The organism is uncultured Succiniclasticum sp. (assembly GCF_902793885.1).
Taxonomy (GTDB): Bacteria; Bacillota; Negativicutes; order Acidaminococcales; family Acidaminococcaceae; genus Succiniclasticum.
Map to the genome: position 1 here is coordinate 74,654 of NZ_CADBFF010000010.1, position 17,550 is coordinate 92,203.

The following is a 17,550-nucleotide window of genomic DNA, read 5'->3' on the forward strand; positions in this document are numbered from 1 at the left end:
CTGGCGGAGAGGATGTAACATGCATTCCATTCGTATCAAAATTACAGCAGTGATCCTGGCGGCCATTCTTACCAGCCTGGCAGCGTTTATCGGCATCAGCTATTTTACGATGATGCAAGAGAACGATAAGACTTCGGTAGAAACGCTGAACCTGCTGAGCCAGAACGCGCAAAAAACGGTGGACGTCCGGCTGAACAGCCTGAAGCGTTCGGTAGACGTGGTGGCTGACATCGCGGAAGATTCCCTGGCCTCTCTGAATCTTGCGGAAGTCGGCGGGGCCAATCGCGCCGCGCGGACGCCCGAGCAGGCAAAACAACTGGATGCGTTTATGCAAAAATACTGTGAAGAAGTCAGGCAAGTGTTTGGCAGTATCGCCAACCATTCTGACAGTATCGTCACCTATTATTTTTGCATCAGTCCGGACATCGGCACCTCGGAGCACGGCTTTTTCTATTCCAAAGTGGGGAAGACGGATTTTGAAGAGCAGCCCAAGCTGATCGCCGACAAACTGGATCCTGCGGACAGGGATTCCAACTGGTATTTTTCACCCATCAGGCGGGGCAAGCCCTGCTGGGTGGGACCCTATCGTTCCCGTCTTCTGAGTGGCCTGCTGACGGTTTCCTACGTAGCGCCCGTTTATAAAGAGGATGTTCTGATCGGCGTGCTGGGTATGGATACGCTGTTTTACAGCGTGCGGGCCCCGGTGCATTCGCTGCGGGTGTATGATACCGGTTTCGCCTGCCTGATGGACGAAACGGGACGCATTCTTTACCATCCGCGGCTGAAACCGGAAACGAGGCTGGAAGAAATCAGCCTGAACCTTGATCCGGAACTCTTCCGCAGAGAAAGTAACGGCAGTGAACTGATCCGATATAATGCGGAGGGGCAAAGGCGCCAGGTATCCTTTGCCACCCTCACCAACGGGCTGAAACTGGTGGTAGTTGCGCCTGTGGATGAAATATCCGCATCCTGGCATAAGATGACCCGGTCCATTTTGCTGAGCGCCATAGCCATTCTTGTCGTGTTTGCGCTGCTGACCCTGGTTATCGTAGGCGCGGTAACCAAACCGTTGCTGCGGCTTACTTCCGCGTCCCAGAAACTGGCGAGCGGAGATTATAACGCGGAGTTGGACTATGAAGGCGACGACGAAGTCGGGATACTGACCCGGTCTTTCCGGCAGATGCGCGATCATCTGAAACTGTACATCAGCGACCTGAACAGCCGGGCGTTTTCGGATGCCCTGACGGGGATCAAGAACAAGGGCGCCTTCGAGGCAGTCAAAGAGTGGCTCAATGACGCGATCCGTCTTGGCGGAACGGAAAGCAGACAGGAATTTGCCGTGGTTATGTTTGACTGCAACGGGTTAAAGAAAATCAACGATGAATTCGGTCACGAACGGGGTGACATCTATCTGCAGACGGCGGCCGGAGTCATTTGCCGGACCTTTCTTCACAGCCCGGTATTCCGTATGGGCGGCGATGAGTTTCTTGTCCTGCTCCAGCATGAGGCTTACAGAGAAAGGGAGACGTTACTGCAGGTCTTTGACAGCAGTGCGGAAGCAGTCAATGCGGGCGCGAAAAATCCCTGGGAGAAGGTCAACATTGCCAAAGGCATGGCGGAGTTCCGTCCGGGAGTGGATACCGACGTAGAGCAGGTGGTGCGCCGGGCCGATGAGGCGATGTACGAGAACAAGAGGCAGGGCAAACTGACGGCGGCTGTTTCCATTCCCAATTTTGAGGCCATCGATTCGTAAATGCACATACCAGCCGATACGGGATATTAAGGAAGCTCATTTCATCAGCGTTTCCTTAAAAGTTCCGTATCGGCTATTTTTATATGAAATGTTTCAGGACACCTGGAACTATATGATATAATAATATAAAAGATTCAACGGATTTTTAGTGAACGCCTGGATAATACTAAGAGGAGGAAGCATCATGGATTACGTGGAATTGATGGAACAGGCCCGTCCCCGGCTGGGAGAAAACTGTAAAGGCTGTCTGATCTGTAACGGCCGCGCCTGCGGGAACAAAATGCCCGGACCGGGCGCTAAGGGCATCGGGGATACGGCGATCCGCAATTATGAAAAGTGGAAGGAAATCCGTATCAACATGGACACGCTGGTGGAACGGAAGCCCGTGGACATGAGCCTGGACTTTTTCGGCAAACGCCTGAAATACCCGATTATCGCCGGACCGGTAGGGCTGGTGGCCGTACATTACAGCGATGCCTATACGGATACCACCTATAACGATGTGCTGGTTTCCGGCTGCGCCGCGGAAGGCATCGTAGCCATGACCGGCGACGGCGCTGACGCCACGGTGATGCAGGCGGCTTGCGGGGCTATTAAAAAGGTCGGCGGCCTGGGCATTCCCACCGTGAAACCCTGGGGACCGGAAACGCTGCAGGAGAAGTTTGCCTGTGTGAAAGACAGCGGTGCCTTTGCCTGCGCCATGGACGTGGACGGGGCCGGTCTGCCTTTTTTGAAAAAGCTGAACACGTCGGCAGGTTCCAAATCGGAAGCTGAACTGGCTGAAATTATCCGCAACGCCGGCGTGCCGTTCATCGTAAAAGGCATCATGACGGTGAAAGGCGCTTTGAAAGCAAAAGCCGCCGGCGCTGCCGCCATTGTGGTTTCCAACCACGGCGGCCGGGTGCTGGATCAGTGTCCTGCGACGGCAGAAGTGCTGCCGGAAATCGTGGATGCGGTGCAGGGTGAGATGAAGGTTCTGGTAGACGGCGGGATCCGTTCCGGCGTGGATATTTTCAAAGCACTGGCCATCGGGGCGGACGCGGTCATCATTGCCCGTCCGTATGTAACGGCGGTGTACGGCGCCGGTGCGGAAGGAATCCGTGTGCTGACCCAAAAACTGGCGGCGGAGCTGGAAGACACCATGGAAATGTGCGGCGCCCATACCCTGGCGGAAATTACCCGGGATATGGTGAGGCTATAATTAATATAGCAAGAAAACGAAACACAAAAGGAATCAAAACAGGAAATATATAAGGAAGCGGAGCCCATGAAAGTACGTTGGAAAAAAACAGCCGCAGCGGCGCTGGCCGGATTATGTATTGTAACGGCGGCAGGCTGCGGCGGCGGAGATAAAAATGCCGGCAAAAAGGAAATCCTGAAAGTAGGGGTGGCCGGTTTGGCTGATACCCTTGAACCGGCCGATTATGCCGCCGGCCAGACCCTGATCCGTTGGGGCCAGGGTGAGACGCTGGCAAAGTTTGACAAAACCATGCACGCGGCCCCCTGGCTGGCGGAACGCTGGCAGGTTGCCGATGACAAGCTGACCTGGACCTTTACCATCCGGGACAGGGCGAAGTTCTCCAACGGCAACAAGGTTACGGCCGAAGCCGTCCGGTCTTCCCTGGAGCGGACGCTGGCCAAATCCCCGGAGGCGAAAGGCTGGGCCCGGATCGGATCCATGAAAGCGGAAGGCCAGACCCTGACCATCCGAACCAAGCAGCCGCTTCCCCACTTACCGGGCGTTTTGTGCGACCCCCGGTTTACCGTCATCGATACCTCGGTGAAAGACCGGGATATCCCGCAAAGGGGACCTGTTTGCACCGGTCCCTATACAGTAACGTCCTTCGCAGGGGATAAAGCGGTCCTGGAAGCTAATCCCCATTATTGGGACGGCCCCGTTCCCTTTAAAGGGGTGGAGCTTCCGGTCCTCGCTGACCCCCATACCCGCGCCATGGCCCTGAAGAAAGGGCAGGTGGACGCGGCGTTGGATATTGCTTCCGGCGACCTTACCCTGTTTCAGGATGCCAACACCTTCCGTGTCAGCGAAACGGAGTCTGTCAGCTCCGTCCTGTCCCTGCTCAATGTTAAACCGGGAAAGCCCCTGGCGGATAAACGGATCCGGGACGCGCTGATCTGCTGCCTCGACCGCCCTGCTTACTGCAAGACGCTGCTGAAAGGCACGTTTATCCCCGGCGGTCCGGTTCTGGCGCCGGGCCTGGGATACGGCTACGATGCACTGATGCAGTCGTATGGGAGCAGACAGGACGTGGGAAAATCCAAGAAACTGCTGGCGGAAGCAGGCTGGAAAGATACCAACCGCGACGGCTTCGTGGACAAAGACGGCAAAACCCTGGAGATCGGGTTTACGATTTGCACCGACCGGGCGGAACTGCCGCTGTTTGCCGAGGCCGTGAAACTGGACGCCAAAAACGTCGGGATCAAGGTGACCATTAAAACAGCGGACCGCAACGCGCTGGAACAGGCGCGCAAAACCGGCGACTATGACATGCTGATCCATTCCGGCATGACGACGCTGGCCGGAAGCCCGCTGCATTATCTGGACCGGAACTGGAAATCGGATACAAACGGCAGCAATCCGCAAAATACTTCCGGCTACCGCAATGCAGCCTTCGATGCCTTAAGCGATGCGCTGGCCGCGGAAGCGGATCCGGCGAAACAGAAACAAATGCTCCTCGACATGCAGAAGATCCTGCTGGACGATACGGCGGTCATCGTATTCGGGTATCCGAAGACCAACATTGTCAGCCGTACCGGTATTATCCATGCGGACGTCAATCCCTGCGACGATTACCGGATCACCAAAGACTGGAAGAGAAAGGAATAACGTTACGACCGACAGCAGCCGTGGAATTGATATCATTCCGCGGCTGTTTTGCTGTTTCAAGGTAGAAGAACCATAAAAAGAGTGATATAATATAGCATAAATACATACAAATATCGAATAGCAAGACTACAATATACGATAAAGAGTAGGTGGACAACCATGCGCTGCAATAAAATACTTCGGCTCATCCTGTGCGTGCTGCTGGCAATCAGCATCCTGGCGCCGGTGTCAGTCTATGCGTATTCGCCCAAAAGGAAGGTCGTGCGCGTCGGCTGGTATGAATCCACGTTCTGTTTCCGGGATCGGTACGGCAGACGCTGCGGCCTTGACTATGAGTACCAGCAAAAGCTCTCCGCCTATACAGGCTGGACCTACGAATATGTGGAGGACAGCTGGTCCAATCTGCTGGAAAAACTGAAAAAAGGCGAAATCGACCTGCTGAGCGACGTTTCCTATACCAAAGAGCGCACGGCGTCCATGTCCTTCCCCGATCTGCCGATGGGGTCGGAATCCTACTATATTTATATTGACGCGGGCAACAAAGAAATCACGCCGGACGACTGGAAGTCCTTTAACGGCAAACGGATCGGCGTCAACAAGGGAAGCGTGCAGGAAGAATACCTGAAGACCTGGGCGCAAAAACACAACATCGCGCTGACCGTCCTCCCGCTGACAGTGGAAGAAGCCGAATCCATGGCCATGCTGGCCCGGGGGGAAATCGACGGCTATACGTCCACCAACACCTTCGGCGCCAAGGAAAAAGTAATCCCGGTCTGCAAGGTAGGGGCTTCGGACTTTTTCTATGCCGTCAATAAGAACCGGCCGGACCTGCTGGATGACCTGAACCGGGCCCTGTCCGGCATTCAGGACGAAGACCCGTTCTATAACCAGCGGATGTTTGAAGAACATCTCTTCCTCACCAAGACCAACGCGTTTCTGACCCCGGCCCAGGAAAAGTGGCTGGCGGAACACGGAAAGATCCGGGTAGGGTACCGGGATAAGTATCTGCCGTTCAGCGCGAAAGAAGCAGCCACGGACAAGCTGACCGGGGCGCTGAAAGATTATCTGGCTCATTCTGTCAACAGCCTGAAGCATTCCAACATCAGCTTTGAAGCGGTGCCCTTTGCTACTACGGAAGCGGCTATGCTGGCCATGAAAACCGGCCGGATCGACTGCCTGTTCCCGGTCAATCTCAGCGCCCACGACGCCAATGTGGCCGATGTGGTGCTGACAAACCCGGTGATGCGGACCGAAATGCAGGCCATTATGCGGGCTACGGACACCCGGGACATCAGCCCGAAAAGCACCCTTACCATTGCTGTCAACAGCGGCAACGCCAACATTGAGACCTTCATCAAGGATCACTACCCCCTCTGCAATCTGGCTTACTATTCCACCCTGAAAGAGTGCTGCGAGGCACTGGTATCCGGCAAGGCGGACTGTTTCCTCGTGAGCAATTACCGGATCAACGCCATGCAGGAAGTCATGGAAAAATACAAGCTGTACTCCGTTCCTACCGGCGAATCCATGCCCCTTGCCTTTGCGATAAACAAAGACGCCCGGGAACTCTATTTCATCATGAACAAAACTACGGTCCTGGCCAAGCGGGGCGATATGGATTCCGCCCTGGCTTCGTACGCCCATGTAAACCAGAAAGTTTCCTTTACCCAGTTCCTCAAGAATAACTGGATTGCCGTCATCGCCGTCATCGTAGCGGCAGCGGCCCTCACCATTTTCCTGCTGCTGCAAAAGCTGAAAACGGAACGGAAGATGATGGAACAGCAGCGGCAGATCGAAGAGGGGCTGCGCCGGGAGCTGCAACAGAAAGAAAAGCTGCAGACCGCCATCCGAAAGGTGAACACGGACCCGCTGACCGGCGTAAAAAGCAAGCACGCCTACCTGGAAGCCACAAAGCGCATGGATCAGCGCATTGCCGACGGCAGCGTGGCGGAATTCGGCGTGGTGGTCTGCGACCTGAACGACCTGAAGGCCATCAACGACCACCTGGGGCATGAATCCGGGGACAAGGCGATCCGGGAAGCCTGCCGGGCTATCTGCGGCTGCTTTGCCCACAGCCCGGTGTATCGTATCGGCGGCGACGAATTTACCGTCATTCTGGAAGGGGCGGACTACACAAACCGGGACGCGCTGCTGGAAAGTCTGGAAAACCAGATGGCGGAGAACGCGCAGCAGGGAAAGACCGCCATCGCCTTTGGCTGCTCCCTGTTCAATCCGCTGCAGGATAAGACGATAAAAGACGTGTTTGACCGGGCCGACGATATCATGTACCACCGAAAGGCCATGATGAAGAACCTGTGATGCACGAGCCTCCGCGTACCGCGCCGCGCAGAGTATATAAAAGTGCATAATTGATTTACCATGGTTTATTTTTACAAATTATGCTATAATCTATAGATAGTATAAAACCAATTAATACGAGTAAAGCAGTACTACTATAAGCGTAAAGGTCCGGGACCCGATGCAGCCGTCCGCTGTGCCAGCGTTTCCCGAATACGGGTGATGCAAAATGAATAAACTGAAAGAGGGCATATCCCTTCGCAAAATCCATAGGGGGCTGATCGTTATCGCCGTCATTGTGTCAGCCTTCATGATTTACTCAACCTACCGGATCATGAACAACTTCATGCATGTGCGTGATACCCTGAACGAAAATATTGTGCTGGAGAGCGCCATCGATAACCTGATGGAAGCGTCCGACTACCTTACGGAAAACGCCCAGCGCTTTACCGTACACGGCGACCGCCGGTTTATGGATCAGTATTTTAAAGAAGCCTTTAATTCCAAACGACGGGAACAGGCCATCGATGAAATGCAGTTGGACCCCAAAGCCACCGCTGCCGTGGAACGGCTGCAGGAAGCGCTGCGGCATTCCATCAAACTCATGGACAGGGAGTACTACTCCATGCGCCTGGTGGTGGAAGCGAAAGGCATCAAAGACTATCCGGACCAGATTAAACAGGTAAAGCTGACTGCAGAAGACGCCGCTCTTTCCCCGGAAGCAAAAATGCAACGGGCTGCGGAGCTGGTGTTGGACGACGGATACTATGAACAGAAAAACTGGATCCGCCGGGAAGTGAAAAACAGCCTGCAGGCCGTGGAGGACCTGATCCAGACAGAAGAGACGAAAGCACTGGATGGTTTCCAGAACGAACTGAACCTGGGCCGGGCAGGCATCATCCTCCAGATCCTGGCGATTTTCTTCGTGGTGTGGCTGACCGCCTCCCAGGGCATCAACCCCATCCTGCACGCGGTGGATCAGATCAAGGCCAACAGTCCCATCCGGGAGAAAGGGGCCAACGAATTCCGGTATCTGGCCAACGCCTACAACAATCTGTATGCCATCTACCGGAAAAGCATTGCGAACCTTAACTTCAAGGCTTCCCACGACGAACTGACGGGAGCCTATAACCGGGCCGGCTATGACCTCCTGGTTTCGAGTCTGGATATGAAATCCACGTACCTGATGTTCTTTGACCTGGATAACTTCAAAGTCATCAACGATACCTACGGACACGAAATCGGCGACAAAGTGCTGCAAAAGCTGGTGCAGGTGCTGAAGGGCAGCTTCCGCTCCGACGACTATATCTGCCGTTTGGGCGGCGACGAATTTGTGGTATTTATGGTGCATTCCGACGAAATGCAGCGCCATCTCGTGGAACGGAAAATGGTCAATATCAACCGGGAACTGCAGACGCCGGGAGACGGGATACCACCGTTTTCTGTCAGCGTAGGCATTGTGCACGGAACCCAGGCAGCGGATGCGGAAGCGTTGCTGAAAAAGGGCGACGAGGCCATGTACAAATCCAAGAAGCAGGGGAAACGTACCTTTACCTTTTACACAGCATAAGCTGACCTGACCGGAAACAGACCGGACTGCGGCAACATAGCGACTGCGCCGCAACCTGAATTCATCGAAACGAACCGCATATTTTTACAAAATAAAGCCAGAGGCTTGCGGAAAAGAATCCGTTGACCTCTGGTTTTTCCTTTATGCTCCGGGGAATCTCGGATCATCTGTATGCGCAAAGGCGTGTATTCAGCGCCAGCTTTCCGTTTCGTTTCTTCCTTATCGTTATAATGTCGTTTGAAAGAGGCAGCAGGAAAACTCCGGTAAAATTGAAAAAAAAGCATATTTTATGGTACAATTTAAAAAAGCGCCGATCCGTCCGCAACACATGCCGGCAGGTATGCACGCACAGGGGATCCGCGCGCCCCGGATACAAGGAGGAAATACGATGATCGATGTTACACGGCCCGAATTGGACGACGCCATAACCCGCGCCTGGCAGGCAAGCCCTGAAGGCTCTGCGGCAGCGGTATATACCCCGGATATCGAACGCGTGCTGCAAGGACTGCGGGCCAACCGCTTTGAAGCCCATTATTGTGCCGATGCCGCCGAAGCGCGGGCGTACCTGAACGGTAAAATTGACGGCAAAAAAGTTGGCATCGGCGACTCGGAGACACTGCGGAAACTGGAACTGCACGAAGCGCTGGCTGCCCACAACCAGGTGCACAACGTGCAGCGCAGCCCCATCAACAAAGGCACGTCATTTTTTGAATACGCCAAAGGCACATTGCTTACGGACGTGTTCCTGTGCAGCGTCAACGCCCTGACCGAAGACGGCATCCTCGTGAACATGGACGGCACGGGGAACCGGGTGGCTGCCGCGCTGTTCGGACACGAAAAAGTGTATTACGTGGCAGGGGTGAACAAAATCTGCCCGGACCTGGACCACGCCATCTGGCGGCTCCGCAACATTGCCGCCCCCCGCAACTGCCTGCGCAAGCACAAGGCCACGCCCTGCGCAAAACGCGGCGACCGCTGCTATAACTGCGCCAGCCCCGAACGTATCTGCAACGGACTGCTGATCGAGTTCAAGAAGATGAGCAACATGGAGATGGAAGTGGTGCTGGTAGGCGAAAATCTGGGTCTGTGACAGGGATAGTAACCGATGCATACCGTTAAGCTGAAACAGGAAATCAGAAGCATCCTGAAACGGGACCTGGTACTGACCATCTCCCTGGTGCTTGCACTGGTTTCTTCTCTTTTTTTCAAACCCCGCATTTCCTATATTGACTTTCCCGTACTGGGCATGCTGCTGTCCTTTATGCTGGTGGTGGTCGGCTTCCGGCAGCTGCACGTGCTGGAAAAAGTCGCCGGCGTCCTGTTCTCCCGCTGCCGTACCACCCGGCACGTGGGGGCAGTGCTGATTTGGCTGACCTTTTTCCTGTCCATGCTGGTGACCAACGACGTGGCCCTTTTAATCTTTGTGCCCCTGACCCTTATCACCGGCAAACAGATGAAACTGGACGTAGGGCGCATCGTCATCTTCCAGACCCTGGCCGCCAACCTGGGCAGCGCCTGCACCCCCATGGGGAATCCCCAGAACCTGTTCATCTACTACCACTACCAGCTGACCACAAGCTACTTCTTTTCCGTGCTGGGACCTCTGTCCGTGCTGAGCGCCCTGTGGCTGGCCATCCTGGTATTGGGGCTGCCCAACCGGCCGCTGCAGATGGAACACCGGGAAACGGAAACCGGCCCGCGGCTGCGGATCCTGCTCTTTACCGCCCTGTTGCTGCTGTGCTTTTTGTCCGTGGCCCACGTGGTGAGCCCCTTGATATGCACCGCCGTCGTAGTGACCGTGGTGGCCCTGACCGACCGCAACCTGCTGAAACTGGCGGACTACTCCCTGCTGCTGACCTTCATCGGTTTTTTCATCTTCATCGGCAACCTGTCCCACTGGGATGCCATCCGGCAGCTGCACCACTACCTGCACCACGCCCGGGGCATCGTATACGTGACCGGCATCGTAGCCAGCCAGTTTATCAGCAACGTGCCCGCCGCCATGCTGCTGGCCGGCTTCACCCGCAACGCCGGGGAACTGCTGCTGGGAGTGGACGTAGGAGGCCTGGGCACCCTGATCGCCTCCATGGCCAGCGTAATCTCCTATAAACTGTACGCCGCCGCCTATCCCCACCAGGTGATGAGCTACCTGTGCATGTTCCTGTTCTACAACTTCGCCGGACTCATCGGCATCGGGAGCATCGTGTACTGGTGGATGGTGAGGTGAGGGAGAAAATAGTTCACAGGTTTTTCACAAATTTTGTCAAAAATTAGCGTTTCTTCGGAAAAAGGCTGAAAACAGTCTTGAATTATGAATTTTTGTTCACAATTCAGCCGAAAAAACGCTTTATTTTTTTGTCGCATGTCTTTAAACTAAAACTTGCGTTACGGAGACGCCGATTAAATGAGGCTGTGCAATGACTGAGGGCTTTTTGCGATTGAGACAGTCAGTCACGAAAAGCACCGGTCAGCGTGCAGACGAATTGACCGGTGTTTCCTTAAGCGAAAGGAGGCTGATACGTTGCGGTTGTTCCGATGGCAAGCCCGGAGTTCGGGTGGAAAAGCATATAACGGCGAATACTATGCAGAGAACGAAAAACAGGTTATTGACTTCGTCCACAGGAATTATGGGTATGTCGTAAACATTGAAAGGGTTAAAAACAAAAAGGCCTTTCATCGTTTGTTTAAACCGCGCTTGCAATTTTCAAACAGGGAAAGAGCGAACTTTTATAAACAGCTTTCCACGTTGTTGGATGCTGGCATCCCCATTGTGAAGGGGATTGAAATGGTCGCCGAGAGGTTGAGTGAAAAATACAAGCCGATTTGTACGCGGCTTAACCTGAGTTTACAAAGCGGACGCCCTTTATCCTATGCCATGTCCTTACAGCCAGGGAGTTTTTCTGAAATGAATGTTTCGGTTGTTGAGGCAGGCGAAGTAAGCGGTCAAATCTCCCAGGTTCTGTTATCGCTGTCTGAATTTTATAAACAGCAGGATAAACTTGCAAAACTGGTACGCAATGTCTGTATTTATCCGGGCTTTTTGCTCACATTGGCTTTTCTTACATTCATTTTTTTCAGTGTGAAACTGGTACCCTCTTTTGCAGACCTGTATCGATCGCTGGGAGTGAGGGAAACGACGCTTCTGCAGATGCTGCTTTCCATTTCCAATCTATTGGAGAATCATGCAATTGCTCTTTCCTGCATGTGTGTGGTCGGCGGCAGGTTATTATTGCAGCAGCGTGCAAGCATTCTGTCTCTGCTGATGCGTTTTCCGGGAATCAGGCGGATTCGCCATTCCTTTCTGGAAATTCGGTTTACAAGGCTGATGGCTCTGATGTTACATAGCGGCATATCGTTTCCGGAAGCTATTCTGCGTGCTTCTGTTACGTTGACAGACGCGTCTATGAAGAATAACGCAAAAAAGTTTTCGGAGAATGTTCTGCGTGGTGTGGGCATTACAGAAGCGGCTATGCAGTCGGGTGATCTTTTCAGCCCAACGGGATTAGAATTTTTGAGTATTGGGGAAAGCTCCGGTAATCTTCCGGATATGCTGGACGAGTTTGCGAAAATTCAGGAACAGGAACTTTTTACACACCTCCGGGACATAAAGTCGATTTTAGAGCCGGCTTTGGTTGTCATAATAGCGACGATGATTTTTGCCGTAATGGCTGTCATGCTCTCGCCGCTGTTTGATTTGATGACCCGAATGCCGGAATATACCTGACAGGAGGGATAGCTTTGTTAAAAAGAATTAAAAAAAAGATGTGTTTTGCCGGGAAAGCCGGAGAAAAGGATACTAATAAATGTAATGCCGGTTTCAGCCTGATTGAAGTAATCGCTGTTACGATTATTATCGGCGTAATGGCAACCATGCTGATGCCTGCGATTGACGGTGCAGGGTCCAAGGCGCGCAATGCTAAACTTAAAAATGATCTCGCGACATTGGATCAGGCAATTGCCACCTACAAGCTTGAACAGGGTAGCGTTCCGGCCTCTCTTGATAATCTGGTGCCTGGTTATATTGCCAAAAACAAGGGATTCAAGGATGCGAAAAACGAAGACTTCCAGTATTCCGTATCCGGCAATAATTACAGTCTGACCGGTTCAGACGCGGAAGGCAATACTGTAACTTCAAATGGCAGTGTTGCGGCGGAAACCCAGGGATAACGGATTTCTGCTTGCAGAATGGCTGGCAGGCATTTTTTTGTACGGAGTATTTTTCTCCGGACTGTATACGGGGATTTCCGGGTATGAAAGAGTATTGGCAACGGTGCAGGTAGAAAACGCGGCCCGGGAGTTTGCTGAGGATATTCTGCGCACAAGGGAAAGAGCCCTGGCTGGTTCTGCCCTCGGATTTGTAGAATTAAGCAGCGGGCGTAAAGGGTACAGGGTCTATCGGAGGCCGAATCTGGTTGATAAGAAACGGGATTTTGCGTCGGCTGGGTCTTCAGCGTTGCAATTCAGCAGTATTCCTGCTTACATCATTAAGTTTTCTGTCAATGGTTCTCCTTCTGCAACCGGAGTCTTCGTATTACAGCATGAAAAGTTCAGGTCTGTACAGGCTAAAGTCAGCCTTCAACCTGTTACCGGCAGGGTGCGGGTAGAACGTGTGAGCTTATGAAGCAGAAAAATACTATCTTAAAAAATTATCGAAAAAGGCTTCGGCCAGGAAAAACCGCAGAAGGCTTTATTACGGTGATGATGATTCCGGCATTTTTGACGCTACTGGGATTTGCTACAGCAATCGCCGGTTCTGTCTCTTATTCAATACAGGCTATGACGCACAGGAATGAGATGATGCAGGCGTATTCGTTGCTGGAAGATGATGAGGTGACCTGGCAGGACAAAGCGCTATCTGCCAAATGGGAAGTAATGTACAAAACGGATTATGAAAGAGTCGTATCCACACAGAAAGTGGGGCCGTACATTCTTCTTGTTAAAGAAATGCGCCATAAAACTACGGGAAAGACACTGGTGAACCGCATGGAATTTATACCAATAGGAAAAATAGACGACCATGCATCCTGAAAAGCATGATAATTGCTGTAATAAAAGAATATCTGGCTCAATTCTTTTAGAACTAAACATTATATTCCTTATCATAGTCATGGTCAGCGGTGTTTACTGTAATATGTCTCAAACGGTTCTTAAGAACTACAGAAAAATCCTGGCGGACATTGAAATAGCTCAGGCAGCACGCTATACAGAAAGCATTGTACGCCGAGAACTTTCCTACAATTTGACGCAGGTGAAGCTGAGCAAGGACCTCAATAACAGGGATCAGATTGTCTGTCGGAAAACAGTAAACAATACGCAATCTAATTGGTATCTTTCAGGTGGGGTTTTATACCGCAAAACAATGAGAGGCGCTGCGACAGGAACTAATCCGTTTTCTGATCCGGATGTTCAGATAACCGGTTTCAGAACCATTCCGTTAGGGAAGGAGAAACTTGGTATCGTGATAAATCTGAGGGAACCGGAAACCGGGTTGGAAAGACAGGCTGCTTTCTCTGTGTTTTTAAGCAATGGTTTTATCGTTCAGTGAAGTTCTGATGAGATGTTTTGCAAGTGGGGCAAACGATCGGGATACAGCGGGAGGATCGGAAAGGAAGCAGGGATTCATTGTGCTTCCGCTCCTGCTGTTCCTGATGGTTTGTTCAGGTTTGGCCTTATGTTATGGGCGCAGTGTGCTCCGGGAAACAGAGACGGCTCGGGAATTTATGTGTCGGAAACAGTTGGAAATCATTGCGCAAAGCTTTGTGTCTGTTGCCCTGCAACAGGAAAATGAAACGGAATTAGCAGACGCAGTTTATAAATTGCCCTCTTTGCAGCCTGGAAATGATGAAGTACAGGTTTCCGTTTCTGTTAACAGGGTTTCGGATTTAGGCTTGCGGTTTCTGAAAGTTGACGTTTCAGATTCCTTATTGAACAGTTTCATATTGCGGCAATGTGTGTTGTTGCTTCCTGAAGATTTACATCAGCAGTTCGTATCTTCGCCTGTTGTTGTGCTAAGCTCTGACGTGCAGGAAAGATCAGAAGAGAAGAATACGAATACTATCACAGGCAAATCAGATGGCGTGGCTTTTCCGCAATTTTCTGTGGAAGAAATAGCAATCTGGACTTCGACTGATCTGCCTTCGGCGTCGGAACTGCAACGTGACGGATTGAACGGGTGGATATATTGCAGCAAGGGCATATCCCTTGCTGACGGCCTGAATGTAAGTGGAGATGGAATCCTTGCGTTTGCGGAAGATGCGGCAATTGGCGACAATACCGTGTTTACGGGTCGCATTATTATTCTGGCAAACCGCGATTTGCGTATAGGCAACCGTGTGAAATTAGAAAAAGCGTTGATTCTGTGTCAGGGGAATCTGACCGTTGGATCGGACAGTATTATCAATGGTGCAGTCATGGTACAGAAGAATGCAAAAGTAGACAGTAAATCGAAAATTACCGCTGACAGGGAGGTGTTGGAACCGTTTAAATCAATGGTCAGCTATTAAAGGTACAGACTAATGTATCATATAGATTTCAGATGTAAAATTGAATAATGAAAATGAGTAAAATATAGCTCCTTTTTATGTAACAAATCAGATTGGTGCGTATGATACTCATGTTTTTCCTCCAATCCAATCCCCCGTTTTTACACACAATGTCATTAAGTTAAGACATTTAGGGGTAAAAACAAGCCCCCTTGCTAATTGTCAGACAATTAGCGAGGGGGTGTTTTTTATTTTTTCTTTCGCTTATTTTTTGAACATTCAAGACAACCTCTACCAAAATGAGAACGATTCACTATAATTACTTTCCAACTATGTCCTTTAAAACAGATTTAATTCTTTCATTAATGCCTTTTTTAATCTTCGAACTTTTCCCTAACTACTTTTCCATCAACAATTTTTCCTTCTTTCTTCCATTTCTCTTTTTTCCATCTCAAATAAAATGGCATAGGATTCGGAAGAATGAATAAACCAACAACTAACGATATTAACAGACGAACAATAGAATCAAGTGAAGTATACTTGACCAATAAATAATTAATGATTAAAAAATAAAGAATACCAAAGAAAAGTGTCCCGCCAAACAAAATTAACCCAAACCGAGTCATTTCATCCGTAAGCAAAGAAATGCTCACTCTAAAAAGTTTCATAATCCACAAAAGTAATAAAAACCCAAAAACACATATAAACGGCACAAAAAGCAATCCTACTCCAGTAAAAATCTGTTCATATTCCATAAATAATTCTGACATTACATAAGCCCTCCAACCTCTACCAAAACGAGAACGATTCACTATAATTACTTTCCAACTATGTCCTTTTCAGACCAAATCCTCAATCTTTAAAACAGATTTAATTCTTTCATTAATGCCTTTTGCAAAAGGTAAGAAAAATTGAGATTTTGTCGTAATGCCAACTGATTAAGCCATGAGGGAACAGAAACATTTTTACGAACAGCTTTTTTATCTAGCGTCATCCTATATTTGACAGTATCTGCCTTAATCAAAACCACAAAAGCATCTTTCGGTATATCAATAGTATCAAGAGAAGAAGGTTTTGGAATAACAAATTCATTTTCTTCCTTGTCACATAACATTAAATTAAGAACATCTTCACCATTCTCAACTGCTTCCGTAATGGTTTGACCTTGTGTAAAAACATCGTCAAAATCAATAAACTTTACAACAAATCCATTATCTTCTTTTATCAACAAAGCAGGATATTGATACCTCATATAAAATTTCCTTTCATTATCTACAACTTAATAATTCCAGCCATATGTCTTTAATACTTCTTCAGTATCAACCTCAATGAAATAAATCGCTACAGTATCACTTGATAAAATACTCTTAACACCTACATCAGCATAGTCAATCTTCGCAGTAATAATTTCCTGTAATGTCAGAGGCAAGGGTTCAGGGTCAATTCCCTCATGGTCAGATACCCAGGACAAACAACGACGGATAAAACTATCTTTTGTACGGGAAACACATTCCTCAACCATCTTACAATCCCAAACGATAGCTTTATCCACAGTCAAAGAACTGTCAGCACAAGAGTCCCATACCGGTTCTGCACCCTGCCTTGATTTAAAGTAATGATACCTGTTCCAATACATACGCCCAACATAATTATCATTTTCCAAATTAACAATCAACAAATTTTTAATCTTCATAATAACATCCTTTCTTTTATTTCTATGAAGTTATTTAACTTTTTAAAAAATCAATATGATTACAACAAAAAATAACAATAAATACATAAACTACATGCTCTCATCGTTATAATCCGCATAAGTTCAAGCACTTTCAACTTTTATGTAGAAATAATTTTTTTAGATGAACGAATAGACCTTCTATAAGTATAATAACAAATTATAATGTATTACGTAAATACTCCCTACCCCTAAAAACAAAAACTGCCGGATATACCCAATGTCATTAAGCTAAGACATTTTGGGATAAAACATTCCCCCTTGCTAATTGTCAAACAATTGGCAAGGGGGTATTTTTTGTCTATTATTTTATCAAACTTTAATGTTTTGTCAAAAAAAATATCTAACCATTATTTCTGATTTCGTCGGCTAAATTCTCTAAAGCATTTTGTCTTTCTTCCGCATTACACATACCTGAATTATATGCATCCTCTACCAGCTTTTTGTACATTTTTACGAAATAAGCAGTTTCATAAGCGGGCATTCCTCGGTAAATATAACGTCCATATATTACTCTATTTAATAAATCCAATAATACCTGATTTACAGTAACATTCCAGTAATCTATATTTTCAGGTACATTCTTTGAATTTTTAATAGTATTCATAACCTTTTTTTCGGATTCATCAATTACCTGTCCAAACTCTTTACCAAATTCATCCATACCTACGGCACGAATTTCTTTATCATATTTTTTACGAAAATTAGCAAATTGTGCCTTAAAATTAATTTCATGGATATTGTCTTTTTTGAAAAATGAAAACATTTTTCAGTCTCCTTGTATTATAGAGTAGTAGTTTTTAGTGACCCTCTCCAAGGTCATATGCTACACTGTAGAGGATGCTGTGGATTGGTTCAGTCTCCTACCGC

Annotated in this window: 17 protein-coding genes; 13 read left to right on the forward strand and 4 right to left on the reverse strand. The window is 49.3% G+C overall.

What is annotated here, in order from left to right; genetic code table 11:
• Window positions 1–19: 19 nt before the first annotated feature.
• The 13 genes from QZV31_RS06660 to QZV31_RS06720 all read left to right on the forward strand — a co-directional run bounded on the left by QZV31_RS06660 (window position 20) and on the right by QZV31_RS06720 (window position 14,969).
• The gene (locus QZV31_RS06660) at window positions 20–1,753 is read left to right on the forward strand and encodes a diguanylate cyclase (RefSeq protein WP_295359275.1); all 1,734 of its coding nucleotides are present in this window, start codon (window positions 20–22) and stop codon (window positions 1,751–1,753) included.
• 184 nt (window positions 1,754–1,937) lie between these two features.
• The gene (locus tag QZV31_RS06665) at window positions 1,938–2,954 is read left to right on the forward strand and encodes an alpha-hydroxy-acid oxidizing protein (RefSeq protein ID WP_295359276.1); all 1,017 of its coding nucleotides are present in this window, start codon (window positions 1,938–1,940) and stop codon (window positions 2,952–2,954) included.
• Window positions 2,955–3,020: 66 nt separating this feature from the next.
• A complete protein-coding gene (locus tag QZV31_RS06670; RefSeq protein WP_295359277.1) occupies window positions 3,021–4,598 on the forward strand; it encodes an ABC transporter substrate-binding protein in 1,578 nt (525 codons plus the stop codon).
• Between the two features lie 159 nt (window positions 4,599–4,757).
• Window positions 4,758–6,917, forward strand: a complete 2,160-nt coding sequence (locus tag QZV31_RS06675; protein WP_295359278.1) for a transporter substrate-binding domain-containing protein — start codon at window positions 4,758–4,760, stop codon at window positions 6,915–6,917.
• A gap of 208 nt (window positions 6,918–7,125) precedes the next feature.
• Window positions 7,126–8,466 carry a GGDEF domain-containing protein gene (locus QZV31_RS06680; RefSeq protein WP_295359280.1) on the forward strand — a complete coding sequence of 447 codons (1,341 nt, stop codon included), beginning with the start codon at window positions 7,126–7,128 and terminating at the stop codon, window positions 8,464–8,466.
• A 388-nt stretch (window positions 8,467–8,854) separates the two neighbouring features.
• Window positions 8,855–9,556 (forward strand): lactate utilization protein, encoded by a 702-nt coding sequence (locus QZV31_RS06685; RefSeq protein ID WP_295359282.1) that lies wholly within the window; start codon window positions 8,855–8,857, stop codon window positions 9,554–9,556.
• 15 nt (window positions 9,557–9,571) lie between these two features.
• Window positions 9,572–10,693: an SLC13 family permease gene (locus tag QZV31_RS06690; RefSeq protein ID WP_295359283.1), complete on the forward strand. Its 1,122-nt coding sequence runs from the start codon at window positions 9,572–9,574 to the stop codon at window positions 10,691–10,693.
• Window positions 10,694–11,161: 468 nt separating this feature from the next.
• Window positions 11,162–12,190 carry a type II secretion system F family protein gene (locus tag QZV31_RS06695; protein ID WP_295359297.1) on the forward strand — a complete coding sequence of 343 codons (1,029 nt, stop codon included), beginning with the start codon at window positions 11,162–11,164 and terminating at the stop codon, window positions 12,188–12,190.
• Between the two features lie 14 nt (window positions 12,191–12,204).
• On the forward strand, window positions 12,205–12,633 hold the full coding sequence (locus tag QZV31_RS06700; RefSeq protein WP_295359284.1) for a prepilin-type N-terminal cleavage/methylation domain-containing protein: 429 nt from the start codon (window positions 12,205–12,207) through the stop codon (window positions 12,631–12,633).
• A gap of 37 nt (window positions 12,634–12,670) precedes the next feature.
• Window positions 12,671–13,087 carry a hypothetical protein gene (locus QZV31_RS06705; RefSeq protein ID WP_295359285.1) on the forward strand — a complete coding sequence of 139 codons (417 nt, stop codon included), beginning with the start codon at window positions 12,671–12,673 and terminating at the stop codon, window positions 13,085–13,087.
• A complete protein-coding gene (locus tag QZV31_RS06710; protein ID WP_295359287.1) occupies window positions 13,084–13,494 on the forward strand; it encodes a hypothetical protein in 411 nt (136 codons plus the stop codon). The genes QZV31_RS06705 and QZV31_RS06710 overlap by 4 nt, the downstream gene beginning before the upstream one ends.
• Window positions 13,484–14,011 (forward strand): hypothetical protein, encoded by a 528-nt coding sequence (locus QZV31_RS06715; protein WP_295359288.1) that lies wholly within the window; start codon window positions 13,484–13,486, stop codon window positions 14,009–14,011. The genes QZV31_RS06710 and QZV31_RS06715 overlap by 11 nt, the downstream gene beginning before the upstream one ends.
• Before the next feature lie 79 nt (window positions 14,012–14,090).
• The gene (locus QZV31_RS06720; protein WP_295359290.1) at window positions 14,091–14,969 is read left to right on the forward strand and encodes a hypothetical protein; all 879 of its coding nucleotides are present in this window, start codon (window positions 14,091–14,093) and stop codon (window positions 14,967–14,969) included.
• Between the two features lie 353 nt (window positions 14,970–15,322).
• Here the strand turns inward: QZV31_RS06720 and QZV31_RS06725 are convergent, their stop codons facing one another.
• From QZV31_RS06725 to QZV31_RS06740, 4 genes are all read right to left on the reverse strand, one after another.
• Complete coding sequence (locus QZV31_RS06725) at window positions 15,323–15,718, reverse strand: hypothetical protein (protein WP_295359291.1); 396 nt, start codon at window positions 15,716–15,718, stop codon at window positions 15,323–15,325.
• 89 nt (window positions 15,719–15,807) lie between these two features.
• Window positions 15,808–16,200: a type II toxin-antitoxin system HicB family antitoxin gene (locus tag QZV31_RS06730; RefSeq protein WP_295359293.1), complete on the reverse strand. Its 393-nt coding sequence runs from the start codon at window positions 16,198–16,200 to the stop codon at window positions 15,808–15,810.
• Between the two features lie 27 nt (window positions 16,201–16,227).
• Window positions 16,228–16,641, reverse strand: coding sequence for a hypothetical protein (locus tag QZV31_RS06735; protein ID WP_295359294.1), 414 nt, complete (start codon window positions 16,639–16,641; stop codon window positions 16,228–16,230).
• A gap of 382 nt (window positions 16,642–17,023) precedes the next feature.
• On the reverse strand, window positions 17,024–17,446 hold the full coding sequence (locus tag QZV31_RS06740) for a hypothetical protein (protein ID WP_295359296.1): 423 nt from the start codon (window positions 17,444–17,446) through the stop codon (window positions 17,024–17,026).
• Window positions 17,447–17,550 lie beyond the last annotated feature (104 nt).